Genomic DNA, 26353 nt, shown 5'->3' with positions numbered 1-26353 from the left:
CCTTGCCTGTTCGCCGGCCAGGCCGCCTCGTCGGAGCCATGAGCGAAGGTAAGTGCCGTGAGATCAGAAAAATGGTGCCCCTAGCCGGGATCGAACCAGCACTCCTTGCGGAACTCGATTTTGAGTCGAGCGCGTCTACCAATTCCGCCATAGGGGCTCAGGCCGGGCGGCCTGGATGGGCGCGGACTATACGGTCGGAGGCCTGTTCGTCAACTGCCCAATTTGCAGACCAGCTGACAGCCGCGACCAGACGGCACCTTTCCAATTTGTAAGACCGCGGCCATTGTGCAGCGCGAAAAACCTTTCTAGACAGACGGGCCGTTCCATAGGAGAGCCGATGCTTCGCGGACTGTACGACTGGACCTTGTCGCTGGCGGCCCGCAAATCCGCCGAATGGTGGCTGGCTTTCATCGCCTTCGTCGAAAGCTCGGTATTCCTGGTGCCAGCCGACGTGCTCTACCTGCCGATGGCTTTGTCGCGGCCGGACCGGGCCTATCGCTACGCGCTGATCGCCACCGTCGCCTCGGTGTTGGGCGGCATTGCCGGCTGGTTCATCGGCCACTACGCCTATGACGCGGTGGCGCGGCCGATCCTCGAATTCTACGGCAAGTATGACGAGTTCGAGCGATTGCGCTCCTCCGCGGGCGTGAGCATCGAGTTCATCGTCCTGATGCTGGTCACATCGGGCGCGGCGCATCTGCCGCCCATCAAGGTGGTGACGATCCTGTCCGGCGCCCTTGGCGTCAATCTGGCGTTGTTCATCGTGCTCGCCATCATCGCGCGCGGCGGCCGCTTCCTGCTCCTGGCGTGGCTTTTGCGCCGCTATGGCGAGCCAATCCGCGAATTCATCGAAAAGCGCCTGGGCTTGATCGCCGGCGCTGCCGCGGTTGCCCTGATTTTGCTCTATATCCTGATCAAATACGCCCTCTGAGGCTCTCTCTAGACCGCGTGATGGTTTTGGAGCGCGGCAAGCAGACCCGGCGGACGGCAAACACGATGGACAAGAGACCAATGACAGCGACCATGAATGCCGATGCCGGACGCCAACGCACACGGGCGGCCTTGTTTCTCGCGGTCGCGATGGCGGCGACCGTTGGCTCGGCGCTCGGCTTCGAGCACATTGGCGGCTACATCCCCTGCCATCTCTGTCTGGAACAGCGCATGCCGTATTACATCGGCGTGCCCTTGATGGTGCTGGCGGTGATTGCATCGATGCTGCGCGCTCCCGCATGGCTGACGCGCGGCCTGCTGGCCATTGGTGGCCTCCTGATGCTCTACGGCCTCTATCTCGGCGTCTATCACTCCGGGGTCGAATGGGGCTGGTGGCAAGGCCCGGCCGATTGCACGGCGGGCGCCGGCCCGGTCGACACCGGCGGCAAGGGCGTGCTCGACGCGCTCGACAAATTCGTGCCGCCCTCCTGCGACAAGGCGGCGCTGCGCATCCTTGGCCTCTCACTGGCCGGCTGGAACGCCATCGCCAGCCTGATCCTCGCCGCGGTCGCCTTCCGTGGCGCCCTGGCCCGCGATTGAACCAGCGCGACGCAGAGTTCGTCCAGAAATTCGGCAGGCTGAGTCGAATGGCGCGGCTTTCGAGAACCGGACCGGAGCGTACTTAAGTACGTGAGCACCGGAAGCGCAGAAAGCTGCGTCAGGCGGCCAGCATGGCGGATTTCTGCCGAACTCTATGGTTCGAGTTCGACATCCCAGTAGAGATAATCCATCCAGCTTTCATGCAGATGGTTCGGCGGGAACAGCCGGCCATTGTTGTGCAGATCGTGCACGGTCGGCTGGTACGGCTTCTGCAGCGGCCACATCTTGGCTTGCGACGGCATCATGCCGCCTTTCCTCAAATTACAGGGCGAGCAGGCGGCGACGACATTCTCCCATGTCGTGGCGCCGCCGCGATGGCGAGGGATGACATGGTCGAAGGTCAGGTCGTCGGGCGTGCTGCAATACTGGCACTGGAAACGGTCGCGCAGGAACACGTTGAAGCGAGTGAAGGCCGGATGCCTGGACGGCTTCACATAGGCCTTCAGGCTGACCACGCTCGGCAGCTTCATCGAGAAGGTCGGCGAGGACACCGCATGCTCGTATTCGGCGACAATGTTCACCCGGTCGAGGAACACCGCCTTGATGGCATCCTGCCAGGACCAGAGCGACAAGGGGTAATAGCTGAGCGGACGGTAATCCGCATTCAGCACCAGCGCTGGAAGCCCATCCGGAGATACGGCAACCGTCACTTTGTTGACCTCCTTGGTTCGCACATGGTCCCGAAAATCGAATTCGACTTTCGGAATGGATCACGCGCTGCTTCAAAAGCCCGACCGTTCGGCGCGGATACTGTAAGCCTGACATGACAGGGATGTGAAGCGGATTGTCGCTCGCGCGAAGCGCCAAAAATGCATGTTTTTTATACTTTTTTGCGGATTCAGGCCGGCGGTGCGGCGTCGCGGCCCCGGGTTTCGCGATAATAGGACCAGAAAAGCCGCGATGCGACACCTCGCCACGGGCTCCATGATTCGGCCAACGCGATCAGTGTTTTCTCCGCGGGACGTGGATCGATGCCCAGCGCGTGGCCGACGGCGCTCTGCAAAGCAACGTCGCGCGCCGGGAAAATGTCGGGGTGCCCGGCTGCAAACAACAGATACACTTCCGCCGTCCAGGGACCGATACCGGGCACGGCCGTCATCCTGGTGATCGCCTCCCCGGCGTCGAGCGAGCAGAGGTGATGGAGGTCGAGCCCGTCGGCTACCGCCTGGGCAACCGCGATCAGGCCGCGCTGCTTGGGCCGCGACAGGCCGGCCTCGCGAAACATGTCCTCGCCCGCGGCCAGGACCGCCTGCGGCGTCAGCGGGTCGACCAGCGCGATCAGCCGGCCGAATATGGCGTCGGCGCTGGCGCGGGACACTTGCTGCGAGACGATGATCGAGGCCAGGCTCCTGAAGTCCGGTTCCGAAAGCCTGAGCGGAACCTCGCCGGCCATGCCGCGCACCCTTTCCAGGCGCGGGTCGATGATGCAAAGCGCATCGAGCCCCCGCTCCACGTCGTCCAGTGTCGCGATGCGCTGCATGGTATCCTTGTCCGCGAATGTGCAACAAAGTAGCAACGGCCAAAACCGCAGCACAACCCGATTGCCGCCTGAGACATGACGCTCCTGACATTCCGCTTCGCGCCCAGCCCCAACGGCGAACTTCACCTGGGCCACGCCTATTCGGCGCTGCTCAACCAGAAGCTTGCAAAGGCCGGCGGTGGCCGCCTGCTGCTGCGCGTCGAAGACATCGACACCGCGCGCTGCACACCGCGCTTCGAGGCCGACATGCTTGCCGACCTGACGTGGCTGGGCCTGGGCTGGGAAGAGCCGGTGCGCCGCCAGTCGGAGCATTTCGCCGGGTACGAGGCGGTGCTGGACCGGCTGATCCGCGAGGAACTGGTTTATCCCGCCTTCATGAGCCGCGGCGAGATCAGGGCTTTCATCGCCGACACAGAGAAGCGCGGGCGCGACTGGCCGCGCGATCCCGACGGGGTGCCGCATTATCCACCGGCGGACAAGGCATTGCCGGTGAAGGAACGCAAACGGCGCATCGCCGGGAACGCTCCCTTCGCCTGGCGGCTGGACGTCACAGCAGCCATGGCGCATGCCGGCAAGGACCTCGCATGGACCGAATTCACCGATGAGACATTATCAGCGACGCACTTGGTCGAGGCCCGTCCGCAGGACTGGGGCGACGTGATCGTGGCGCGCCGCGACATCCCGACCAGCTATCACCTCGCTGTCGTCGTGGACGACGCGCTGCAAGGGGTCAGTCATGTCGTGCGCGGACAGGACCTGTTTTCCGCGACCGGGGTGCAGCGGCTGCTCCAGGAAATTCTGGGGTTGCAGCCACCCGCCTATTTCCATCATCGGCTGATCCTCGGGCCGGACGGGCGAAAGCTGTCGAAGAGCCTCAGGGCGACCGGCCTCGCCGCCTTGCGTGATGCAGGCGCTTCGCCGGACGATGTCAGGAGGACGGTTGGACTTTGATCGGCGCAATGTCAGGAAAAACGCTCTCCGGACGCGCCACCCGTTGAATTCTCGTGACGCATGGATCAATCGTTTCGTTTTGCGCGCCGGGTTGAACAGGCTTAGAGCATCGCGACGATCAATCCTCATGAACGTGGCGGTCTCGGAACATGCGCAGTCTCAAGCGGTTCATCCCCGCCACCTTCGTCGTCCTTTGGGCGACGGGCTTCATCGGCGCGCGTTACGCCATGCCGTGGGCGGAACCCTTCACGTTCCTCGCCGTGCGCTTCGTGCTGGCGGCGGCCCTGTTCGCCATCCTGACGGTGGTACTCGGTTCGAAACGAGCCACACGTGAAGAGGCGCTTCATGCAGCCGGCGCCGGCATGCTGATGCATGGCGTCTATCTCGGCGCGGTTTTCTGGGCCATCCACCGAGGCATGCCGGCCGGTTTTTCCGCCCTGATTGTCGGCCTGCAGCCGCTGATCACCGCTGTGCTCGCGGGCAAGTTTCTCGGGGAAGCCATCCTGCCGCGCCACTGGCTTGGCCTTGGTATCGGCCTGATCGGCATCGTCATCGTTCTGTGGCCGAAACTCGGTGCGCTCGGCGGCGGCGTGACGGCGGCGACGTTGACCGCCTCGCTGGTCTCCGTGCTCGGCATGGCCGCCGGCACCATCTGGCAGAAGCGTTTTGCATCAGGCGGCGACCTCGTGGCGGCCACCATGTGGCAATATGTCGGCGGAGCGTCGCTGATGATCCTGGCCGCGCTTGCCTTCGAAACGCATACCGTCGTCATCAATGGCGAGTTGATCTTCGCCATGGCCTGGCTTGTGCTGGTGCTGTCGGTCGGCGCCATCTTCCTTTTGATGGTGATGATCCGCGACGGCGAGATGTCGAAGGTGGCCTCGCTGTTCTATCTGGTGCCCGCGGTGACAGCCATCATCGCCTGGGTCCTGTTCAACGAACAGCTCAACGCGCCGCAGATTGTCGGCATGGCGATCACGACCTTCGGCGTTGGCCTGGCAACCGCGAGACCCGCGAGGCCTCAACCGACGCGGGCACGCGCCTCCAGATAACGGCTGATCGCGGCGTTGAGCTCGCCGCCGAGGATGAAGATCGCCGAGACGATGTAGAGGAAAACCACCGCGATCATGATGGAGGCGAGACCGGCATAGGTCGTCACATAGGACGAGAAATGGTCGAGATAGGTGGCGAACATTGTCGAGCCGATAAGCCACGCGACCAGCGTGAAGATGATGCCCGGCACCAGCGAGACGAAGCGACGCTTGCCGGCCGGCAGCCAGTAATGCACGGCGAACAGCCCGCCGATGATGACGGTCGAGGCAATGATGTAACGCCACAACGTGATCGTGCCCGTATAAGGTTTGATCCATATGAAATGGGCTTCCGCCAGCCGCGCCAGCAGGGGCGCGAACACCAGGAGCACGCTGATCGCCAGGAAACCCGCGGTCGCGATCAGCACGAAGAAGATGCTCTGCACCCGGCGATAGATGATGCCGCGCGTTTCCGTGACCCGATAGGCCCGGTTGAGCGACGTGCGCAGCGCCTCGATGCCGTTCGACGCGAAATAGGCGGCAAGCAGCACGCCATAGGTCAACAGATCGGTGCGCCTGACGGTCAGTACGTTCAGCACCTCACGCGCGATCGGCTTGGCGATCTGATCGGGCCATGTATCGAAGACCAGATGCACCGCCGTATCGGCAAAGGCCTCGGCGCCGAGGAAGCTGCCCAGCGTCGTGGCGAAGATCAGGAACGGAAACAGCGCCATCAGCGACGTGATCGCCAGATGGCTGGCCATAGCCCAACCGTCATCGGTGTTGAAATGGCCGATCGCGTCGTAGAGCACGCGGCGCAGGGCGACTATCTTCCGCAGCAAGAACGCGCGCTCCCTTCGATTGTCTCGACGCCGCGAATATGGGAAGGGAATGCGGCAAATGGCAACCCTTCGTCAAACCGCGAATTCGCAAGCAACAGAGTTGCGCACCATCATCGTCACCGGTGCATCTTCCGGCATAGGCGCCTATTGCGCCCGTGCATTGAAGGCCGAGGGCTGGCGCGTGTTCGCGACGGCGCGCAAGCCGCAAGATATCGCCGCACTCGAAGCGGACGGAATCGAGGCTTTTTATCTCGATTACACCGAACCGGCATCGATCGCCGCGCTGGTGACAGCGGTGCTCGATCGCACCGGCGGCAGGCTCGACGCGCTGTTCAATAACGGCGCCTACGCGCAGGCGGGTGCCGTCGAGGACCTGCCCGTCGCAGCGCTCAAAGAGCAGTTCGAGGCGAATTTCTTCGGCTGGCACGACCTGACCCGCCGTCTGCTTCCGGCGATGCGCCGCCAGGGCCACGGCCGCCTCGTCCATTGCTCATCGATCCTGGGTCTCGTGCCTGTGCGCTTTCGCGGCGCCTATTCGGCCTCCAAGCATGCCTTGGAGGCCTTGATGCTCTGCCAGCACCAGGAACTGGCCGGCAGCGGCATCCATGTCTCGCTGATCGAGCCGGGGCCGGTGAAGTCGAAGATCGCCAGCAATGGCCTGCCCTGGTTCCTGAGGAATATCGACCATGAGAATTCGGTGCATCGCGCCGACTACGCCGCGCAACTCGAGCGCATGCGCGCCGGCGGCAGCCAGTCGGCACTGAAGCCGGGGCCGGAAGTGGTCCACAAGGTGCTTCGCCATGCACTTCTGTCGCGGCGCCCACGCCCGCACTATGTGGTAACAATGTCAGCTAAAATCGGCGCCATGCTCAAACGCATCCTGCCGGCATCGATGCTCCACCGCCTGCTCGCCAAACGCGCTTGAACAAGAAAAGAACTGGAACGCAAAATGGGCACCGTCTTCAACATCCTTGCCATTCTGGTCATGGCCGCCGTGGTGGTCGTGCTGATCAGGGGCCTCGTCAACATGATGCGTGGCGGTTCCGGTGTGACCTCCAACAAGCTGATGCAGGCCCGCGTTCTGCTGCAGGCCGTGGCGCTGGCGCTGATCCTGCTGGCCGTGTATTTCACCCGCAAGTGAGGCCTTTCGGGAGGCGATGTGGTCAAGCTCAACAAGATCTACACCCGCACCGGAGACGACGGCACAACCGGCCTTGGCACCGGTGAGCGGCGGCTGAAATCCGATCTCAGGGTCGACGCCTATGGCACGGTCGACGAAGCCAATGCCTGCATCGGCATGGCTCGCGTGCACACCGCGCAGGGCCATCCGGCGATCGACGCCATGCTGGCCCGCATCCAGAACGACCTTTTCGACCTCGGCGCCGATCTCGCCGTGCCTGATGACGGCAAGCCGCTTGGTTACGAGCCGCTGCGCATCGTTGCCGTCCAGACCGACCGCGTCGAGCACGACATCGACCTTCTCAACAAGGACCTCCAGCCGCTCAAATCCTTCGTGCTGAACGGCGGCACGCCGGCCGCGGCCGCTCTCCATCTCGCCCGCACCGTGGCCAGGCGAGCCGAGCGCCTGATGGTGGCCCTGGCGCAGGACCCGGCCGAACATGTCAACCGCGACGGGCTGAAATACATCAACCGCGTCTCGGATTTCCTGTTTGTCGCCGCGCGGGCGGTCAATGACAATGGAAATGCCGACGTGCTATGGGTTCCCGGCAAGAACCGCTGAACGGACCGAAAGGCGGGAGGGGGCAGACGACAGATGTTCATCCCGCTATACGACACCAACAGGCTGCGCCATATCAGGCTTCAATATGTGACGATCGGGCTGATCGTCGCCAACGCCGTGGTCTATTGCGCCACCGCGCTCGGCGGCGAGAACTTCACCAATGCCGCGGTGCTTGGGCTCGGCTTCATCCCCTCCGTCGTTCACGACACAGCCGAGCTCGACCCTCGCTTTGTCATCATCCCCGAGAGCCTCAGCTACCTCAGCTACTCCTTCCTGCACGCCGACATTTTCCATCTCGGCGGCAACATGCTGTTCCTTTGGGTGTTCGGCGACAATGTCGAGGACGCGCTCGGCCACATCCGCTACCTGATCTTCTATCTCCTTTGCGCCGCCGCCGGAGCCGCCTTCCAGGGACTGGTCGCCTGGGACTCGCAGGTGCCGCTGATCGGTGCCTCCGGCGCCATTGCCGGCGTGGTCGTCGCCTACCTGATCCTCTATCCCAGGGTGAAGGTGTGGGTGCTTGCCTTTGCCCGGATCCCTTTGCGCATTCCGGCCTTCATCCCGCTCGTCCTGTGGGTGCTGTTCCAGGTCGTCATGTTCGCGGCCGGCGGTGAAGATCAGATCTCCTGGGCCTGCCACATCGGCGGCATCATTGCGGGCGCGGTTCTGGTGCTGGTTTTGCGCAGCCGCGGCGTGCCGCTTTTTGCCGCCGCTGACGAGGATACCGCGGCCCCTGCTCCCGGCCAACCGCCTGTTGCCGCTGAGCCAGCGGTGCCCGAGCCGCCGGCCACCACGGCGCGCTGGGGCCGAGGAAACCCTTCCGGCCCAAACTGAACCGATTTGAGCCGCTTTCAGCGTATTGACGTCCAGGGTTGCCCCAACTACGGAAACGTCTCCGCCTAGGCCCAAGGCGGTCAAAGACCGGAATTTCCATCCTGGATGTCGGCTTTCGACAACTCAGAAAAGGCGCAGGCTGCTATAGCGCGCCCAACTAGCGTGAAGAGGTGAAGGCAAATGAAGATCCTTGTGCCCGTAAAGCGGGTTGTGGATGCGAATGTGAAGGTTCGCGTGAAGGCTGATGGTTCGGCAGTGGAACTCGCCAACGTCAAGATGGCGATGAACCCGTTCGACGAGATCGCGGTCGAGGAAGCGATCCGGCTCAAGGAAGCCGGCAAGGCCGAAGAGATCATCGTCGTGTCGATAGGCCCGCAGCAGGCGCAGGAAACGCTGCGCACCGCGCTCGCAATGGGCGCCGACCGCGCCATCCTGGTCAAGACCGACGAGCAGACCGAGCCGCTCGGCGTCGCCAAGGTGCTGAAGGGCGTGGTCGAGGCGGAAAAGCCCGGCCTTGTCATCCTCGGCAAGCAGGCGATCGACGACGACTCCAATCAGACCGGTCAGATGCTGGCGGCGCTTCTGGGCTGGGCGCAGGGCACTTTCGCTTCCAAGGTCGTGCTCGACGGCGACCATGCCAAGGTGACGCGCGAGGTCGACGGCGGCCTGCAGACGGTGGAGCTGAAGATGCCGGTGATCGTGACCGCCGACCTTCGCCTCAACCAGCCGCGCTATGCCTCGCTGCCCAACATCATGAAGGCCAAGAAGAAGCCGCTCGACGAGAAGAGCCCGGCCGACTACGGCGCCGACGTCACACCACGTCTCAAGGTCATCAAGACCGAGGAGCCCGGCGGCCGCAAGGCGGGCGTCAAGGTCAAGAGCGTCGCCGAGTTGGTCGACAAGCTCAAGAACGAAGCCGGCGTGCTGTAAGGAAATCCGATGAGGCCGGCCTGCAAACGGCTGGCTTCTGCGCTTCCGGTGCTCACGTACGGATGTACGCTCCGCTCCGGTTCTCGAAACCAACCGTTTTCGGCTCGGCCTGACCGGATTTCAGGGAGCTTCGAAGACGAAAGTCAGGGATAAACAATGGCAATTCTCCTCATCGCCGAACACGACAATGCCACCCTTTCCGACCAGACAGCCAAGGCGCTTTCGGCCGCCCTGCAGATCGGCTCGGACGTGCATGTGCTGGTCGCCGGCAAGGCCGCCAAGGGTGCGGCGGATGCCGCTGCCAAGCTCAAAGGCGTGAGCAAGGTACTGCTGGCCGAAGCCGACGAACTCGCCGAGCGCCTGGCCGAGCCGACGGCGGCACTGGTCGTCTCGCTGGCCGGTGCCTACGACACGATCATCGCGCCGGCGACATCCGCCGGCAAGAACATCGCGCCGCGCGTGGCGGCCCTGCTCGATGTGGCGCAGGTCTCCGAGATCATCGAGGTGGTCTCGCCGGACACCTTCAAGCGGCCGATCTATGCCGGCAACGCCATCCAGACGGTGCAGTCGAGCGACGCCAAGAAGGTCATCACCGTGCGCACCGCCTCTTTCCAGGCGGCACCGGACGGCGGCTCGGCTTCGGTCGAGACGGTTCAGGCGGCGGCCAATCCAGGCCTGTCCACCTTCGTCGAGAACAAGCTGTCTGAAACCGACCGCCCGGAGCTGACCTCGGCCAAGATCATCATCTCGGGTGGCCGCGCGCTCGGCTCCTCGGAAAAATTCCAGGAAGTCATCCTGCCGGTCGCCGACAAGCTCGGTGCCGCCGTCGGCGCGTCCCGCGCCGCCGTCGATGCCGGCTACGCCCCGAACGACTGGCAGGTCGGCCAGACCGGCAAGGTCGTCGCCCCCGACCTCTACATCGCGGTCGGCATCTCCGGTGCCATCCAGCACCTGGCCGGCATGAAGGATTCGAAGGTCATCGTCGCCATCAACAAGGACGAGGAGGCACCGATCTTCCAGGTTGCCGACTACGGCCTCGTCGGCGACCTCTTCGTCATCCTGCCGGAGTTGCAGAAGGCGCTTTGACGCTTCCGCGCAAACCGTATTAAATTGCTAGGGGCGGGGTAGACGAAGTCGCCCCGCCCTTTTAGTTTGCACCGCACAATAATCAGTGACTAGGGCTTAGAGCAATTCCAGCGGCAGTGCGCAGGTTTTTTGCGCCGGGAATTGCGGGAAAAACAAAGAGATGGGGCGGTTCGCGATTCTGGCGAAAAACGCTCCGGACGGGATCGGGTAAAATGAGCAAGATCGAGACGATCGGCATCATTGGTGCGGGCCAGATGGGCGGCGGCATCGCCCACGTCTCAGCGCTTTCGGGCTATAAGGTGCTGATCTACGATGTATCGCCGGACCGCATCGAGAAGGGCATCGCCACCATCAGCGGCAACATGGCCCGTCAGGTGGGATCAGGCAAGCTCGACGAGAAACTCCGCAACCAGGCCATGGGGCGCATCACGTCGGCACCGGCGATGGCCGATCTTGCCGGCGCCGATCTGGTGATCGAGGCGGCGACCGAGGACGAGACCGTCAAGCGCAAGATCTATGCGCAGCTCTGCCCGCAGCTCAACCCCGAAGCGATCCTGGCGACCAACACTTCGTCGATTTCGATCACACGGCTGGCCGCGCAGACTGACCGGCCGGAGCGGTTCATCGGCATACATTTCATGAACCCGGTTCCGCTGATGAAGCTGGTCGAACTGGTGCGCGGCATCGCCACCGAGGACCAGACCTTCGAGGCGGCGAAGACCTATGTGAAGCAGCTCGACAAGACGATCACGGTCTCCGAGGATTTCCCGGCCTTCATCGTCAACCGCATCCTTTTGCCGATGATCAATGAGGCGATCTACACTCTCTATGAAGGCGTCGGCTCGGTTGACGCCATCGACACCGCCATGCGGCTCGGTGCCAACCATCCGATGGGACCGCTGCAGCTTGCCGATTTCATCGGCCTCGACACCTGCCTGTCGATCATGCAGGTGCTGCATGACGGCCTGTCGGATTCGAAGTACCGCCCCTGCCCGCTGCTGGTCAAATATGTCGAGGCCGGCTGGCTCGGCCGCAAGACCGGACGCGGCTTCTACGACTATCGCGGCGAGCACCCGGTCCCGACGCGCTGACGCAATTCCAGGACAAGGTTCGGCGTTTCCGTGAAACGATGAACCGTGCGGATGCGGCTGCCGCTCACGACGCCGCGGCGAGCGGCTTTGGCGGTTCCGACCTGTCGTCGCTGATCTTGCCGCCCGGCGCCACCGAAATGCATCCGCGGCCCGCCGCCTTGGCCGCATAGCAGGCGGCGTCGGCCCTTGCGATGATCTCGTCGGCTTCGCCGCAATTGGCGCGGATCGCCGTCAGCCCGACGCTGGCGCCGATCGCGTGCGGCCGGCCATCCCAGGTGAAGTTGAGACCCGCTATCGCATCGATGATGGAGCGCGCCGCGATCCTGGCGCCGATCGTCGAACCCGATTTCAGGATGACGGCGAATTCGTCGCCACCCAGCCGCGCGACGATGTCTTCAGGACCAAGCACCCCGCGCACGGCCTCGGCGACCCGCTTCAGCAAGGCGTCTCCCGCGGCGTGACCGCCGGTGTCGTTGACCAGCTTGAAATGGTCGAGGTCGACGTACATGAACTGATGGCGGTCCCCAGCCGCCGCGCCGTCCTGGCGCGCCCGATCGACCAGTTCCTCCATGGCGCGGATGAAACTCGAACGGTTGGCAAGGCCGGTCAGCGCATCATGCGATGCCGCATGGACAAGCTGGCGCTGTAGGGCGCGAGCATCGGTGAAGTCCTGGAAGACGATGACCAGTCCGCCGAATTCGTTGTGCTCGTTGATGATCGGCGACACGACCTGACGGATGCTGCAGCGTGTGTCGTCGCGCCGGATGAGCACCGCGCGGCTGTTCTGGTCGGAGGGCGCCTCTTCGCCCGTCACGGGCCGCGTCGTGCCGATCCTGTGGCCGGTCTCCTCGTCGACCGCCCAGTAGACATGGCTCAGTGTCTTGCCCAGTGCCTCGTCGCCGGAAACGCCGGTCAGTGTCTCGGCCACCGGGTTCATGAAGGTGACGCGGTTCGCCGCATCGGTGCAGATGACCGCGTCGCCGATGGACTGCAGCGTCACCCTCAGCCGCTCCTTCTCGTCGGCCAGCATCGCCGCCGAGATGGTGAGCCGTTCTTCGGCCTGCTTGCGCCGGGTGATATCGGTCAAGCTGCCGATCGCTCTGATCAGTTGTCCGTCCGCATCGCGCTCGATGGCCTTGCCGCGGTCGAGGATCCAGATCCAGCGGCCGTCCTTGTGGCGCATCCTGAACTCGGCCTCGAAGAATTCCGTCTTGCCGTCCAGATGGGCGCGATCGGCCTCCTCGACCGCGGCGCGGTCGTCTGGATGGATCATCGTCAGCCAGCGGTCGGGGTCGCCATCGAGTTCGCCCTCCCCGTAGCCCAGCATCTTGACCCAGGTGGAGGAATAAGTGGTGCCGCCCTTGCGCATGTCCAGGTCCCAGACACCTTGACCGGCGCTAGCCAGCGCGAAATTCCAGCGCGTCTCCGCCTCGGCGATGCGCGCTTCGGCCTGCTTGCGCGCGTCTATGTCCTCGATCTGTGAGACGAGGTAGAGAGGGCGGTCGCTTTTCTGGTTTCGAATGACCGATCCGGCAAGGTTGGCCCAAATGGGCGTGCCATCCTTCTTGAGGTAACGCTTCTCGAATTGGAAGGCGTTGACCGCGCCAGCTCTCATGCTTTCCATGGTTTCCTGGCCGATCTGCAGATCGTCGGGATGTGTGAGCTGGAAGAAGGTCAGCGCCTCGATTTCCTCGCGGCTGTAGCCAAGCATGGAGGCGAAGGCTGGATTGGCCTGGAGAATACGCCCGTCGAGGCTGACAATGGCGATGCCGATGGCCGAGTCTTCCATGGCTCGGCGGAACCGCTGCTCGCTTTCCGCGATCTGCCGCCGGTCATCGGAAATGCGCGTGATGAACACGGCGGCGAGCAGGAGCGCCCCGGCCGCCAATGCGAACGACACCCGAAGGCAGAGCCCGAGCGCCTCGGCGTCAAGGTCCAGCCTCGGCAGCACGATCGAGGCCACCGCCGCGGCAAGGCCGGCTACAGCCAAGGCCAGCGCCGCATGTCCGCAAGGCCTGATGAGTCCTCGTAACTTCACGATTTTTGCCACCCCCGTGGGCAATCGCCTTTTCCGTTAAAACCCTGAAGGATCGATTTTAAGGAAAGGTTGCGTCGGGGGGTCGGCGATATGGACAACCGGCAAACAATTGCCGGCATGATTAAGGATCGGTATTCACAAGGTGTTGACGCGGTTATCCAGCTACCAGCGCACGAAAAGCCGCCCGCCGAGCGCACCAAGCAAAGTGAGAGCCGCGATGGCGATCGTGTACCAGGTGGCAACGAAGAGCGGCGAGTCGTCGAAGCAGTGCGCGGCATAGAAGGTTGCCGCCAGGCCGCCGGCAAGCAGCCCCGCGACCGCGCCGGCAAGAACCGGCCGTGTCGGCGCGCCATAGCGCAGCATCCACAGGAAGATGGCCAGCGGGCCGATACCGATCAGCGGGATGAAGCTCATGCAGATCATCATGTTCGAGCCGATCAGACGTGTGCTCCACAGCGCCTGCGGCACCATGAAGAGTTCCAGCACCACGGCCACCGCGACCAGCAGCGGCGCGATGATCATCGCCGCCATTGCCCGGCCTGTCGCCGCACCTGGCGTCGACAGCGCCCTGATCAGCGCAAAGGCAGTGACGGCGAGCACGATGGTGAAAGCAAACTTGGACAGGAAGCGTATCGTGTGCGCGGCTGCCATGAAGTCGGGGCGCGGTCCGATCGTCATCATGAAAACCGCGGCCGCGACGACGGCGGCCGCACCCGCGGCCAGCCACCAGGCCGAGCGCAATGGCATCGCCTTGCTGCGGGCATCGGCGTCGAGCGCCTTGATGAGATCGTCGGTCTTCATGTCATTCCCGTCCGAACCGCCCCTGTCCGAATCGCCTGGCTATGGCGGCAAGTCCCCGGTGCAGCGACACACGCACCGCCGTCTCGCTGATGCCGAACTTCGCCGCCGTCTCGCCGATCGAGCGGCCCTCCACGGACACGGCCGAAACCACGGAACGCTGTGCCGGCGGCAGTCCGTCGAGCGCCCGGTTTATGTCGCGTTCGCTGACGGTTTCCGTTTCCGGTTCCGCGAACGTCTCGGCGATGTCGTCGACATCGATCTCGATGCGCCGTCCGCGCCGCCGGAACGCATCGATGAGCTTGAAACGAGCAATCGCATAGACCCAGGGCAGCACTGCCGCGTCCTGGCGCCAGGTATGTCGTTTCACATGAATGGCCAGCAAGGTTTCCTGCACGACGTCCTCGGGATCGACCCCGCCCTGCACGATCTTGCGCCGGACAAAGCCGCGGATCAGCGCGGCAATCCGGTGGAGAAAGTCGGCGTAGGCCCTTTCATCTCCCGCGATCGCGGCCCGCATCAGCCGGGAAAGCTCGGCCTCGTCCTTGCCGCTCACAAGAGTTCACTCCCCGGTCTTCGCGCCTCGGCACTGATTTGTTACGTGGCCGGCGAAATAATGTCCAAGCCAATCTACCCGCAAATCACGAAAGTTTGCTGGATCGCCCGCGAAATTCGCCGACAGGGTCCCCGGTACCCGGCCCCCGGCGGAAGGGACAGCGCGGACCCAGTCCTTGGATTGACGTTAGGTAAAGCTTTCTGTAGCGTCAAAGGATCGGAGGGCGGCCGAAATGGATTTCATTGAACGCTTTTTTGGATTTTCTCCCGACAATGGCTCGGGTACTTTCGAGGCCAGCCTTGTCATTGCAGCCATAGTCCTTTTCGCCGCCGTCTACTTCTACAGAAGACAACGATCACTGAAGAAATAGCCTCTGGACAACCGGCGGGGACACGCCCGCCAGGAAAACATTACCGTTGCGTCCTTTCAGCGTGGGAAACACGACATGGCGGGATCTCTGGTCAACCACGTCAGAACCGCGGCGCTGCTGTTGTTCGCCGCGGAATTCTGGAAGCGTCTAGCCGCCGGGCTGAAGGTGCTGTTTGCGACCATTCGCATGCTGCTGTGCCGGCTGGCCAAGGGCCAGCGGCCGCCAAGCCCGGCACGGAACGACTGCTGTATCCAGCTGCCGCCCGATGTCTACAAGCGCGCCGATCCTCTTCTCTATGCCCAGTACTATCTGATGGCGCAGGGGCTCGCGGTCACCTGGGACAATCCCGACATCGACATTTTCGACGGCGCCGCGCCAGTCAGCGGCGCGCTCCAGCCATCACATGCATATCGCGTCCGCGTGCGTGTCTGGAACGGGTCCTACGATGCCCCGGCCGTCGGCGTCGGGGTGGCGCTGTCCTACCTGTCCTTCGGCGCGCAGACCGTTTCCCGTCCGATCGCCAACGCCGCCGTCAACCTCGGAGCCAAGGGCACGGCCGATTGCCCCGCCTATGCCGAGTTCAGTTGGACCACGCCCGCCACCGGCGGCCACTATTGCCTGCAGGCACAGCTCTCCTGGGGCGATGACGCCAACCCCAGCAACAACCTTGGCCAGAAGAACGTCAACATTGCCGAGATGCAATCCCCGGCAAGGTTCGTTTTCAACGTGCGCAACGAGGCCTCGGTGGTCCGCCGCTTCCAGATCGAGGCGGACTGCTACACCCTGCCGAAGCTGCGGCCATGCGTCCCGCCACGCGGCCAAGGGCCGGACGAGCGCACGGACATCCCGCGGCTCACCGAGAGCAAGGCGCGCTGGGCCAGAGCCCTCGAGGAACAGGCCTATGGCCGGTTCCCCGTTCCGGACGACTGGTCGGTCAGGATCGTCCCGAGAACGCTTTCGCTGCAGCCGCGCCAGATGACCGAGATCGCTGTCGAGATGGAACCGAAGGACGCCGCCTTCCGTGGCTCAAAGTCCTTCAACGTCCATGTCTTCACGATCGGCGAGAGCGGATCGCGTGCCATCACAGGCGGTGTGACGCTCACCGCCACGAAAGGCTGAGGCGCGCCGATGGCCTACAAGCACTATACGAGTTGCTTTCTCTATCCGGCCGGTGGCAAGCCCTACAACGAGGACGACCGACTGGCTTTCCTCGCCGGCCAGGCGCTACAGATCATCGTCATCACCGGACTGGCTGCCGTCTTCGGCTTGTTGCTGGGCCCGGTCGGCGCGGCACTTGCAGCGGCGATCGCCTTTCTGGCGTCCGCCACTGCGACGATCGACAAGGCCGCCGGGGAATGGCTCAACCATCGCCTGGTCTGCCTCGACAAGGACAACCCAAAATGCGCCGTCGGCATCGTCTCCTATAATCCGTTCCGCAGCGACCTCGGCGCTTTCGACAACGACCAGTATTTCGACGTCATACTGATGCCGCATCCGACGACCGAAATCCTCAACGCCGAAACCAACGAGGCGGCTTTGGCCGCCGCCAATCGCTACAATGCCGACGGCACGGTCGTCGCGGAATTCGCCAACAGCATTGCGGCCCATCCGGCGAACGACATCCTCAACGACGGCTTTCAGGGTCATGAGTTGCTGTTGCCACGCGATGACCTGAAGACGGACCTGGGCTACGCAACCGCCGACGATCATGCGCGCTGGGGGCTGCACTGCGAGGCCGAGGGCGACTTCTGGATCAAGATGCGCCAATGGGCGCCGGCCATCGTCATCCTGCTGACGGCGGCCCTGGTGGTCACGGTGGCCGCGGCGGCGGCCGGCGCCAGCGTCGGCGCGGCTGTCGGCTGCGCCATAGGCTCGTTCTTCCTGGGCGCGCTGGGCTGCGCCATCGGTTCGTTCCTGGGTGGACTGGTCGGGGCGGCCGTCGGCGGTGCCATTGGCGGAGCGGCGTCCTATTTCGGCGGGGTCAAGCCGGTCCTGCAAGGATTGTTCAACTTGAACCCCGGTAATGTCGAGGACGCCAATGTCGGCGACAAGGCGCTCGGCCCCATCAGGATGGGCGATCATGTCGCCGTCCTCGGCGAACATGTTTATGACGGCTATCACAAGGGCTGGCACGAGTTTCATCCGCTGATGGCGGTGGTCAAATTCGATGCGGTCGCCGCCGTCGACGCAAAACACTATCTTCAGTGGGACCCGGACTTTCCCGACGCCGGCGCGGTCCCGCCCAAACCGCCGGGCGAGGCGACCGACCTGATCGCGCAGGATATGCGTGACGGGCTTGGCAGCGCCGCGTTCAGGACACGTTGCGAGAACCTGCGCCGAACCTGGTGCGCCATGCTGAACGAAGCGTTCGATCCGGAGACCAAACGAACACAGCAGGGGCTGGATCAGCGCTGGACCATTCATCCGATGGTCGATGGCTGCATCCCGCAGGAGCAGCCACCAGCGCCACATATCGGGTGATGCCAGCCGCGTCCGCCACGCGAAATCGTGATGGCGCCGATTGCCTTTTAATCTTGACTAACCCATTCATGAATTGATACTCGGACGCACCCGCAATGCGGGCAACCCGAGGAGTACCCGATGAAATCCCCCCTTCTTGCCCTGACCAGCGTAGCGGCGCTCGCAATCAGCCTGGCCGCTGGTCCGGCCACGGCCGAAGATGCCGGCATCATCGTCTATAACGCCCAGCATGAAAGCCTGGCCAAGGATTGGGCCGAAGGGTTCACCAAGGAAACCGGCATCAAGGTCACCTTGCGCAATGGCGGCGACAGCGACTTCTCCAACCAGATCGTCGCCGAAGGCGCCTCCTCGCCCGCCGACGTGTTCCTGACGGAAAATTCGCCGGCCATGGTGCTGGTCGAGAATGCCGGCCTGTTCGCCCCCGTCGACGCCGACACGCTGGCCCAGGTGCCGCGGGACTATCAGGCCGCGAGCGGCAAATGGGTGGGTGTGGCCGCGCGCAGCACCGTCTTTGCCTACAACACCACCAAGCTCAAGGCCGATCAGTTGCCCAAGTCGATGCTCGACCTCGCCGACCCGAGCTGGAAGGGCCGCTGGGCTGCTTCGCCCTCGGGCGCCGATTTCCAGGCCATCGTCAGCGCGCTGCTGCAGCTCAAGGGCGAGGCCGCCACGGCCGATTGGCTGAAAGCGATGAAGGAGAACTTCACCGCCTACAAGGGCAACAGCACCGTGATGAAGGCGGTCAATGCCGGCCAGATCGAAGGCGGCCTGATCTACCACTATTACTATTTCGGCGATCAGGCCAAAACCGGCGAAAACTCGAAGAATGTCGCGCTGCACTATTTCAAGAACCAGGATCCGGGCGCTTTCGTGTCGGTCTCCGGCGGCGGCGTGCTGGCCTCGAGCAAGCATCCCAAGGAAGCCCAGGCCTTTCTGAAATGGGTGACCGGCAAGGGTGGCCAGGATGTTCTGAAGAACGGAACCTCCTTCGAATACGCAGTCGGCAAGGGTGCCGGGTCCAACCCGAAGCTCGTGCCTCTGGTCGACCTGCAGGCGCCGAAGGTCGACGCCACGACCCTGAACTCCAAGAAGGTCACCGACCTGATGACCACGGCCGGCTTGCTTTAGTCGTCGTTCTTCCTAATAAGGACGTCAAACCGTGCTCCTGCGGGAATCCACCTTCCGCGGGAGCGTTTTGTTCCGAGATGCATTCGTTCATGACGACACGCTTCGTTCCTGACCGCGACCGTGGTCCCCTGATTGCCGCCGCCGCGCCGCGACGGTATGGCGCTTGAGCCGATGCAGCCCGCGGTCGATCTCGCGCACCCTGGCCTAGCGCCGAAGATGCGCCGAAGGACGCAGCGGCGCGTGGCGCCTTGGCTGGTCGCCGCAGCCGTATCGGTCTCACTGCTGGCGTTGGTGCCGCTTGCCTTCATCATTTGGATCGCGGTGCAGACGGGCTGGGAGACCGTCTCGGCACTGGTCTTCCGGCCGCGTGTCGGCGAACTGCTGGTCAACACCGGCCTGCTGGTGCTGCTGGCCGTACCGATCGCCATAACCTTGTCGGTGACGCTGGCCTGGTTGACCGAACGCAGCGACCTGCCCGGTGCCCGGCTCTGGGCCTGGCTGTGCGTGGCGCCGCTCGCCATCCCCGCTTTCGTGCATTCCTATGCCTGGATTACCATGGTGCCGGGGCTGCACGGCCTGTGGGCCGGCGTGCTGGTATCCGTCATCGCCTATTTTCCCTTCCTCTATCTGCCTGTGTCGGCGGCGCTGCGCCGCCTCGATCCTGCCCTTGAGGATGCGGCCGCGGCACTTGGTCTCGGACCCTGGCGCGTGTTCTGGCGTGTCGTGCTGCCGCAGCTGAGGCTCGCAATATGCGGCGGCTCGCTGCTGGTCGGCCTGCATCTGCTGGCCGAATATGGCCTCTACGTCTTCATCCGCTTCGACACCTTCACGACCGCGATCGTCGACCAGTTCCAGTCGACCTTCAACGGTCCGGCCGCCAACATGCTGGCCGGTGTGCTGGTGACGTGCTGCTTCGTGCTGCTCGGGCTCGAAGTGCTGGTGCGCGGCGAGGAGCGTTATGCCCGTGTCGGCTCCGGTGCCGCGCGACACCAGGAGCGGATGCGCCTCGGCCGCGCCACTGTGCCCGGCTTGCTGCTGCTCGTCGTCACCACATTGCTGGCGCTTGGCGTGCCGTTCGTGATTATCGGGCGCTGGCTCGCCGCCGGCGGCGCCGAAGTCTGGCGCTTCGATGAAATCGGCCTAGCACTCGGCCAGACGCTATTCCTGTCGCTCGCCGGGGCGCTGCTTGCCACTGTCGCGGCAATGCCGATGGCCTGGATATCCATCCGCGCTCCGGGTCCGTTGCAGCGCCTGCTGGAGGGATGCAATTACATTGTCGGCTCGCTGCCGGGTGTCGTCATCGCGCTGGCACTGGTGACCATCACCGTGCGCATCGCACTGCCGCTCTACCAGACCCTGTTCACCATCCTAGTCGCCTATTCACTGATGTTCCTGCCGCGTGCCCTGATCAGCCTGCGTGCCTCGATAGCCCAGGCCCCGGTCGAGCTCGAGCGCGCCGCGTCCAGCCTCGGCCGGCGGCCGCTCAACGCGCTGTGGTCGACGACAATCCGCCTGTCGGCGCCCGGTGCCGCGGCCGGCATGGCGCTGGTGGCGCTCGGCATCATGAACGAATTGACCGCGACCCAGATGCTGGCGCCGAACGGCACCCGCACGCTGGCCATGGCGTTCTGGTCCTACAGCGGCGAGATCGACTACGCCTCGGCGGCCCCCTACGCCTTCATCATGGTGGCGATGTCGCTGCCCCTGACCTGGCTGCTCTACGTCCAGTCGAAACGGATGGCGGGACGATGAGCTTCCTCGAACTCGGCAATCTGCACAAGCGTTACGGCCCGGTCTCCGCGCTTGCCGGCGTCGACCTGAACGTCGCCAGCGGCAGCCGCACGGCGATCGTTGGACCTTCCGGCTGCGGCAAGACGACCTTGCTGCGGCTGATCGCCGGCTTCGAGGCCCCGGACCAGGGCCGCATCGTGCTCGACGGTCAGGTGCTGGCCAATGGCGGCGCCGCTGTGCCGGCGCATCGCCGCGGCATCGGCGTGGTGGCGCAGGACGGCGCCCTGTTCCCGCATCTGACCATTTCGGACAATATCGGCTTCGGCATGGGACGAAACGACGACAGGCGCGCCGAGCGCATCGTCGAGCTTGCCTATATCGTGGGACTGGACAAGGCGATCCTCCAACGCCGCCCGCATCAGCTCTCCGGCGGCCAGCAGCAGCGCGTGGCGCTGGCCCGCGCCATGGCGATGAAGCCTCGGCTGATGCTGCTCGACGAGCCGTTCTCGGCTTTGGATACCGGTCTGCGCGCCTCGATGCGCAAGGCGGTGGCCGAACTTCTGGAGACGGCCGGCATCACCACCATCCTGGTGACGCACGACCAGGCCGAGGCGCTGTCCTTCGCCAGTCAGGTGGCGGTGATGCGTGATGGAAGATTTTCCCAGGTCGGCACGCCGCGCGAACTGTATCTCAAGCCGAAGGACAGGATGATCGCCGAGTTCCTCGGCGATGCCATCATCCTGCCGGCGAGCATTTCGGGCGGCTTCGCCAACTCGCCACTGGGCCGCATCGCCGTCGACACGAAGGAAAGCCGCGATATTGCCCGCATCATGCTGCGGCCGGAGCAGATCGGGCTGAAACGCACCTCGCACGAGGGCATGTCGGGGACGCCCGACATGCTGTTCGGCGAGGTAACGGAATCGGAATTCGCCGGCTCGACATGCACGGTCGCGGTACGGCTCCTGAACAATTCCGATCCGCCGGACGCCGCCGCGATCGGCGGCACGCCGCTGATCCTGCGCAAATCCGGCATGGACGCGCCGGCGGTCGGCGAGATCGTGCGGCTGACCGTATCGGGCAAGGCGCACGTCTTTGCTTGAGATCGACTGCTGAAGGCGCGAAACGGCGCGCGTCGGAAATCAGAGTGCCGGCTCGGGCACGGAAGCCTTGAAGACATCGAGACGGGTCCCTGTCTCCGACGAGAAGAAGTGCATGTCGTCCGGCGAGATCTTCAAGCCGACGGTGCTGCCGGGCTCTGGATGCACGGCCTCTGACGTCATTACCGAAAACGGGGCGCCATCGAGATCGACGTAGATGACCCGCCCCGCGCCCAATTCCTCGACGAGGTCGACAGTGGCCTTGAGCGCGCCGGCCGTCTCCGGCGCCACCAGCCGGACCGCTTCCGGCCGGATACCCATCGCCACCTTCGTGCCGACCGGTAGGCCGACGCGAGCCGTGGCCAGGCGCCGGCTGCCGCCGAGCAGCGACAGCCCGTCGCGTTCGACGGTGCCTTCAAGGATGTTCATGGCCGGCGCGCCGACAAAGGTGGCGACGAAGCGGCTGGCAGGGCGGGTGTAGATTTCACCCGGCGTGCCGACCTGTTCGACCCTTCCGCCATTCATCACCACCAGCCGGTCGGCCAGCGTCATCGCCTCGACCTGGTCATGGGTGACGAAGACCGAGGTCGCATTCAGCCGGCGGTGCAGCTTGCGGATTTCCGAACGCATCTGCACGCGCAGCTTGGCGTCGAGGTTGGACAGCGGCTCGTCGAACAGGAAGACTTTCGGCTCGCGGATCATGGCGCGGCCCATGGCGACGCGCTGCCTCTGGCCGCCGGAAAGCGCCATCGGCTTGCGCTCGAGCAGGTGCTCGAGCTCCAGCATGCGGGCCACCGCCTGGATGCGCTGGTTGCGTTCGCCGGCAGGAACGCCGGCAACCTTGAGCGAATAGCCGATGTTCTGGGCCACGCTCATATGCGGATAGAGCGCGTAGTTCTGGAATACCATGGCGCAGCCGCGCTGGCGTGGCTCCAGCTTGTTGACGACCGTGCCGTCGATGGCGATCGTGCCGCCGGAAATCTCCTCCAGCCCGGCGATCATCCTGAGCAGCGTGGACTTGCCGCAGCCGGATGGGCCGAGGATGACGACGAATTCGCCGGAGGCGAAGTCGAGATCGACGCCATGCACGACCTGCGTCTTGGCATAGTTCTTCTTGACGTCGCGAATCGCGATGGAGGCCATTTTTGTCTCCTGTTATTTCTCGGTGGCGATCAAGCCGCGCACAAGCCAGCGCTGCATGAAGACCACGACGATCAGCGGTGGCAACATGACGATCAGCGTGCCGGCCATGGCAATATGCCATTCCGGAGTGCCGCCAACATTGGGAATGAGGGACTTGAGCTCGGTTACCGCCATCGCATGCGACTGGTCGGTGGTGATGAGCAGCGGCCACAGATACTGGTTCCATGCCCACAGGAACATGATCGTGCCGAGCGCTGCCATGTTGTTGCGCGACAGCGGCAAAAGGACATCGATGAAGAAGCGCAGTGGCCCGGCGCCGTCCATGCGCGCGGCCTCGGTCAATTCATCCGGCACAGTGAGGAAGAACTGCCGGTAGAGGAAGGTGCCGGTGGCGGTCGCGACCAGCGGCAGGATCAGGCCGGTGTAGGAATTGAGCAGCCCGAGGTTGAGCGAGACCTGCACGCCCGACACCTTCTCGATCAGCCAGCTCAAGCCTGTCGCATCGAGAATGGCCTGGTAGGGCGCCAGCACGTTGGCGACGACCGCATAGGTCGGCACGATGCGCACTTCCAGCGGCAGCATCAACGTCACGAAGATCAGCCAGAAGATGAATATCCGGCCAGGAAAGCGGAAATAGACGATCGCGAACGCCGTGAGCGCCGAGATGATCACCTTGCCGGCCGCAACGCCCGCGGCGACGATGAAGCTGTTCAGCAGCTTGGGGCCGAGGTCCGCCGTCGTCCAGGCCGTCTTGATGTTGACCCAGAAATCGCTGCCCGGTAGCAGCGACATCGGCACGTCGTTGACATCCTTGAGGTTGTGCGACGCGGCGATCGCCACGACGACGAACGGCGCGATGCAAAAGACGAAGCCGATGAACAGGATCAGATGGGTGAAGAAATTGAGGATCGGGGTGCGCTCGACCATGGGCATTTCACCTGTAGTGAACGCGCCGCTCGATGAAGCGGAACTGGACGATGGTGAGCAGGACGATCAGCACCATCAGGATGATGCTCTGCGCCGCGGCGCCCGAGTAGTCGAGGCCTTTGAAGCCATCGGAATAGATCTTGTAGACCATCAGATTGGTGGCGTTCGCCGGCCCGCCCGACGTCATGATGTCGACGATGCCGAACGAATCCTGGAAGCTCTCGGTGATGTTGATGACCAGCAGGAAGAAGATCGTCGGCGTGATCAGCGGGAACTGGATGTCCCAGAAGCGCCTGATGACGCCGGAGCCGTCCATCGCCGCGGCTTCGATGAGCGAACGCGGAATGGCCTGGAACGCCGCGAGGAAGAAGATGAAATTGTAGCCGACATATTTCCACGAGAAGGCAATGATGATCGAAGCCATGGCGTCGGCGCCGTCGAGACCGGGGTCCCAGAAGCCGGGCCAGCCCTTGTTGACGACGGCCAGGAAGCCGGCTTCCGGTGCCAGGATGAAGCGGAACGCCATCGCCAGGGCCGGTGCGGCGATACCGTAAGGCCAGATCAGCACCACGCGATAAAGACGCGAGCCGGCAAGCTGGCGGTCGGTGAGCGCGGCGAGCACGAGCGCGATGAACATCGCGAGCCCGGTGCTGATCCCGGCAAAGACAAGGCTGGCGGTGATCGAGTTCCAGTAATCGGCGTTGGCCAGGATCGAGCGGAAATTGTCGAGCCCGACCCAGATGTTGCCGCCGCCCCAGGGCTGCTGCAGCGTCAGCGACCAGTATACGGCCTGGCCGGCGGGCCAGTAGAAGAACGTGAAGATCAGCAGGAGCTGCGGCACCGCGAAGAGGATGCCGATTGTCCAACTGGCGAAAGTGACGCGTTTTTCCATCGGTCCGCCGTTGCCGCAGGCTTAATGCAAGTGAGAGATCAATAATGAAACGGCCGCCCGTCGCTCAAATGGAGTCGGCGGGCGGCCCGGGAAATTCCCGTGATCAGGGCAGGGTCTTGCCCGGATAGGTCTGCTGGAAGCGATCGAGGACGGCGTCGCCATTCTTGACCAGCGTGTCGAGACCTTCCTGCACGCTGACCTTGTTGGCGAAGATCGCCTGCATCTGCGTGCCGAATTCGGCGCGGATCTGGGTGAAGTTGCCCAGGCGCACACCACGGGTGATTTCGGTCGGCTCGGACGCGGTCAGGCTGGCGATGGCGACTTCACGGCCCTTGTAGGGGGCCTTGTCGTAGAAGCCGGTGGACTTCATGTAGTCGAAGCCCGACTTGGTGACCGGAATGTAGCCGGTATTGGTCGACCAGAACAAAGCGGTCTTGGGGTCGTGGATGAAATTGAGGAACGCAGCCGCGCCCTTGTACTCAGCGTCCGATTTGCCGGAGAGCACCCAAAGCGAAGCGCCGCCGACCAGCGAATTCTTGCGCTCGGTGCCGGCATAGGCCGGCAGTTCGGCGACGTCCCAGTTCATGCCTTCCTTCTGCGTCTTGCCGACCGTGCCGTGGTCGCCGACCGAGGTCATGATCACCTGGCAGGTGCCCGAAGCGAACGCCTGGACCATGTCCTGGCCGAGGTCCTTGGACTTGATCTTGATCAGGCCGGCGTCGTACCACTTCTTGAGATCGGTGACGTACTGGACGAACTTGGTCTTGTTCACTTCCAGACGCGCGTCGAGGCCGTCATAGCCGTTGTTCTTGGTGGCGATCGGCTGGTTGTGGATGGCCGAGAACTGCTCCATCAACTGCCAGCTTTCGTTGGCGGAGATGTTGATCGCCATCGGGCATTCATAGCCGGCGTCCTTCATCGCCTGCAGGTCGGCGCCGACGTCTTCCCAGGTCTTGGGCGCCTCGGTCTTGCCGATCTTGGCGAAGGCGTCCTTGTTCCAGTACATCAGCGCGGTCGAGGAATTGAACGGGAAGGACAGCATCTCGCCCTTCGAGGTCGCGTAGTAGCGCGCGATGCCGGGGAAATAGTCGGCGTAGTCGATCTTGTAGCCGTTTTCTTCCATCAGCTTGTCGGCGGGCTTGTAGGCGCCCGACAGCATCATCGTGGCGGTGCCGACGTCATAGACCTGCACGATGGCGGGCTGCTTGCCGGCGCGGAACGCGGCGATGGTGTTCTGCAGCGTGGCATCGTAATTGCCCTGGCTGGTGCATACGACTTCATAATCCGTCTGCGAAGCGTTGAAGTTCTTGCACATCGTATCGACGACGCGGGCGAGGTCGCCCGAGAGCCCGAACCAGAAATCGAATTTTACCGGCTCGGCGAAGGCAGGAACCGCCAGCGCGGTGCTGAGCGCGCCTGCGGCAAGGGCAGTGAGGCCCCGCTTGATGATTGTCATGATTTCTTCCCTCTTGAATGACAGGTGACAAGGGTCTTGCGCAAGTCCTTGCCCGCTCTCTTAGAGAAGGTATGTGACAGTTCTGTTGTGGCCTCCCGGGCCTGTGGACAGCTGGGCTTGCCTTCCCCTCGGCGGTTGCGCCGGCATGAAAACGTCACAC

At 63.8% G+C, this 26353-nt stretch carries 26 protein-coding genes and 1 tRNA gene; 16 read left to right on the top strand and 11 right to left on the bottom strand.

From position 1 onward, the window contains the following. Positions 1 to 72: 72 nt before the first annotated feature. Positions 73 to 157 (bottom strand) — tRNA-Leu (locus LB556_RS12570). A 180-nt stretch (positions 158 to 337) separates the two neighbouring features. Here LB556_RS12570 and LB556_RS12565 point away from each other — a divergent pair. Together LB556_RS12565 and LB556_RS12560 are read left to right on the top strand one after the other, a co-directional pair. Beyond that, complete coding sequence (locus LB556_RS12565) at positions 338 to 931, top strand: YqaA family protein (protein WP_224567442.1); 594 nt, start codon at positions 338 to 340, stop codon at positions 929 to 931. A gap of 80 nt (positions 932 to 1011) precedes the next feature. Continuing rightward, positions 1012 to 1530 (top strand): disulfide bond formation protein B, encoded by a 519-nt coding sequence (locus LB556_RS12560; protein WP_224567441.1) that lies wholly within the window; start codon positions 1012 to 1014, stop codon positions 1528 to 1530. Positions 1531 to 1682: 152 nt separating this feature from the next. Here the strand turns inward: LB556_RS12560 and LB556_RS12555 are convergent, their stop codons facing one another. After that, positions 1683 to 2240 (bottom strand): HNH endonuclease, encoded by a 558-nt coding sequence (locus tag LB556_RS12555; RefSeq protein ID WP_027143453.1) that lies wholly within the window; start codon positions 2238 to 2240, stop codon positions 1683 to 1685. A 188-nt stretch (positions 2241 to 2428) separates the two neighbouring features. Then, positions 2429 to 3070, bottom strand: coding sequence for a DNA-3-methyladenine glycosylase family protein (locus LB556_RS12550; protein ID WP_224567440.1), 642 nt, complete (start codon positions 3068 to 3070; stop codon positions 2429 to 2431). Between the two features lie 75 nt (positions 3071 to 3145). On the opposite strand from LB556_RS12550, the gene gluQRS reads away from it, so the two are divergent. Together gluQRS and LB556_RS12540 are read left to right on the top strand one after the other, a co-directional pair. After that, positions 3146 to 4021 (top strand): tRNA glutamyl-Q(34) synthetase GluQRS, encoded by an 876-nt coding sequence (gene gluQRS, locus LB556_RS12545; protein ID WP_224567439.1) that lies wholly within the window; start codon positions 3146 to 3148, stop codon positions 4019 to 4021. Between the two features lie 149 nt (positions 4022 to 4170). After that, entirely contained in the window at positions 4171 to 5073 is a 903-nt protein-coding gene (locus tag LB556_RS12540; RefSeq protein ID WP_224567438.1) for a DMT family transporter, read from the top strand. On the opposite strand, the gene LB556_RS12535 is transcribed toward LB556_RS12540, so the two are convergent. After that, on the bottom strand, positions 5043 to 5894 hold the full coding sequence (locus LB556_RS12535) for a YihY/virulence factor BrkB family protein (protein ID WP_224567437.1): 852 nt from the start codon (positions 5892 to 5894) through the stop codon (positions 5043 to 5045). The genes LB556_RS12540 and LB556_RS12535 overlap by 31 nt on opposite strands. A 58-nt stretch (positions 5895 to 5952) precedes the next feature. Between LB556_RS12535 and LB556_RS12530 the strand changes: the two genes are divergently transcribed. From LB556_RS12530 to LB556_RS12500, 7 genes are all read left to right on the top strand, one after another. Continuing rightward, positions 5953 to 6819, top strand: coding sequence for an SDR family oxidoreductase (locus tag LB556_RS12530; RefSeq protein ID WP_224567435.1), 867 nt, complete (start codon positions 5953 to 5955; stop codon positions 6817 to 6819). Between the two features lie 24 nt (positions 6820 to 6843). Continuing rightward, complete coding sequence (locus LB556_RS12525; protein WP_224567434.1) at positions 6844 to 7035, top strand: twin transmembrane helix small protein; 192 nt, start codon at positions 6844 to 6846, stop codon at positions 7033 to 7035. Positions 7036 to 7053: 18 nt separating this feature from the next. Beyond that, a complete protein-coding gene (locus tag LB556_RS12520; RefSeq protein ID WP_224567431.1) occupies positions 7054 to 7635 on the top strand; it encodes a cob(I)yrinic acid a,c-diamide adenosyltransferase in 582 nt (193 codons plus the stop codon). Positions 7636 to 7668: 33 nt separating this feature from the next. Next, positions 7669 to 8469, top strand: coding sequence for a rhomboid family intramembrane serine protease (locus tag LB556_RS12515; RefSeq protein WP_224567429.1), 801 nt, complete (start codon positions 7669 to 7671; stop codon positions 8467 to 8469). A 180-nt stretch (positions 8470 to 8649) separates the two neighbouring features. Continuing rightward, complete coding sequence (locus LB556_RS12510) at positions 8650 to 9399, top strand: electron transfer flavoprotein subunit beta/FixA family protein (protein WP_224567427.1); 750 nt, start codon at positions 8650 to 8652, stop codon at positions 9397 to 9399. Between the two features lie 156 nt (positions 9400 to 9555). Next, positions 9556 to 10485 carry an electron transfer flavoprotein subunit alpha/FixB family protein gene (locus LB556_RS12505; RefSeq protein ID WP_224567425.1) on the top strand — a complete coding sequence of 310 codons (930 nt, stop codon included), beginning with the start codon at positions 9556 to 9558 and terminating at the stop codon, positions 10483 to 10485. 212 nt (positions 10486 to 10697) lie between these two features. After that, positions 10698 to 11576: a 3-hydroxybutyryl-CoA dehydrogenase gene (locus LB556_RS12500; RefSeq protein WP_224567423.1), complete on the top strand. Its 879-nt coding sequence runs from the start codon at positions 10698 to 10700 to the stop codon at positions 11574 to 11576. Between the two features lie 64 nt (positions 11577 to 11640). Here the strand turns inward: LB556_RS12500 and LB556_RS12495 are convergent, their stop codons facing one another. From LB556_RS12495 to LB556_RS12485, 3 genes are all read right to left on the bottom strand, one after another. Continuing rightward, a complete protein-coding gene (locus tag LB556_RS12495; protein ID WP_224567421.1) occupies positions 11641 to 13566 on the bottom strand; it encodes a PAS domain S-box protein in 1926 nt (641 codons plus the stop codon). Positions 13567 to 13776: 210 nt separating this feature from the next. Continuing rightward, positions 13777 to 14415, bottom strand: a complete 639-nt coding sequence (locus LB556_RS12490) for an NrsF family protein (protein WP_224567419.1) — start codon at positions 14413 to 14415, stop codon at positions 13777 to 13779. 1 nt (position 14416) lies between these two features. Beyond that, positions 14417 to 14968: a sigma-70 family RNA polymerase sigma factor gene (locus LB556_RS12485; protein ID WP_224567417.1), complete on the bottom strand. Its 552-nt coding sequence runs from the start codon at positions 14966 to 14968 to the stop codon at positions 14417 to 14419. Positions 14969 to 15413: 445 nt separating this feature from the next. On the opposite strand from LB556_RS12485, the gene LB556_RS12480 reads away from it, so the two are divergent. The 5 genes from LB556_RS12480 (at position 15414) to LB556_RS12460 (ending at position 21778) form a co-directional block, all read left to right on the top strand. Next, positions 15414 to 16457 (top strand): hypothetical protein, encoded by a 1044-nt coding sequence (locus tag LB556_RS12480; protein WP_224567416.1) that lies wholly within the window; start codon positions 15414 to 15416, stop codon positions 16455 to 16457. A 9-nt stretch (positions 16458 to 16466) separates the two neighbouring features. Then, on the top strand, positions 16467 to 17819 hold the full coding sequence (locus tag LB556_RS12475; protein ID WP_224567414.1) for a hypothetical protein: 1353 nt from the start codon (positions 16467 to 16469) through the stop codon (positions 17817 to 17819). 120 nt (positions 17820 to 17939) lie between these two features. Continuing rightward, entirely contained in the window at positions 17940 to 18947 is a 1008-nt protein-coding gene (locus LB556_RS12470; protein WP_224567411.1) for an iron ABC transporter substrate-binding protein, read from the top strand. Between the two features lie 171 nt (positions 18948 to 19118). Further along, the gene (locus tag LB556_RS12465) at positions 19119 to 20699 is read left to right on the top strand and encodes an ABC transporter permease (RefSeq protein ID WP_224567529.1); all 1581 of its coding nucleotides are present in this window, start codon (positions 19119 to 19121) and stop codon (positions 20697 to 20699) included. Continuing rightward, entirely contained in the window at positions 20696 to 21778 is a 1083-nt protein-coding gene (locus LB556_RS12460; protein WP_224567408.1) for an ABC transporter ATP-binding protein, read from the top strand. Before LB556_RS12465 ends, LB556_RS12460 begins: the two co-directional genes overlap by 4 nt. Positions 21779 to 21817: 39 nt before the next feature. Here the strand turns inward: LB556_RS12460 and LB556_RS12455 are convergent, their stop codons facing one another. From LB556_RS12455 to LB556_RS12440, 4 genes are all read right to left on the bottom strand, one after another. Continuing rightward, entirely contained in the window at positions 21818 to 22918 is a 1101-nt protein-coding gene (locus tag LB556_RS12455; protein WP_224567405.1) for a sn-glycerol-3-phosphate import ATP-binding protein UgpC, read from the bottom strand. Positions 22919 to 22930: 12 nt separating this feature from the next. Continuing rightward, complete coding sequence (locus LB556_RS12450; protein WP_224567402.1) at positions 22931 to 23845, bottom strand: ABC transporter permease subunit; 915 nt, start codon at positions 23843 to 23845, stop codon at positions 22931 to 22933. A 7-nt stretch (positions 23846 to 23852) separates the two neighbouring features. Continuing rightward, positions 23853 to 24737 (bottom strand): ABC transporter permease subunit, encoded by an 885-nt coding sequence (locus LB556_RS12445; RefSeq protein ID WP_224567400.1) that lies wholly within the window; start codon positions 24735 to 24737, stop codon positions 23853 to 23855. A gap of 103 nt (positions 24738 to 24840) precedes the next feature. Further along, positions 24841 to 26193: an extracellular solute-binding protein gene (locus tag LB556_RS12440; RefSeq protein ID WP_224567397.1), complete on the bottom strand. Its 1353-nt coding sequence runs from the start codon at positions 26191 to 26193 to the stop codon at positions 24841 to 24843. Positions 26194 to 26353 lie beyond the last annotated feature (160 nt).

The organism is Mesorhizobium sp. ES1-4, assembly GCF_020164745.1.
GTDB lineage: Bacteria > Pseudomonadota > Alphaproteobacteria > Rhizobiales > Rhizobiaceae > Mesorhizobium.
Note: the sequence above shows the minus strand (reverse complement) of the source record. Positions and strands in the feature narration are given on the sequence as shown.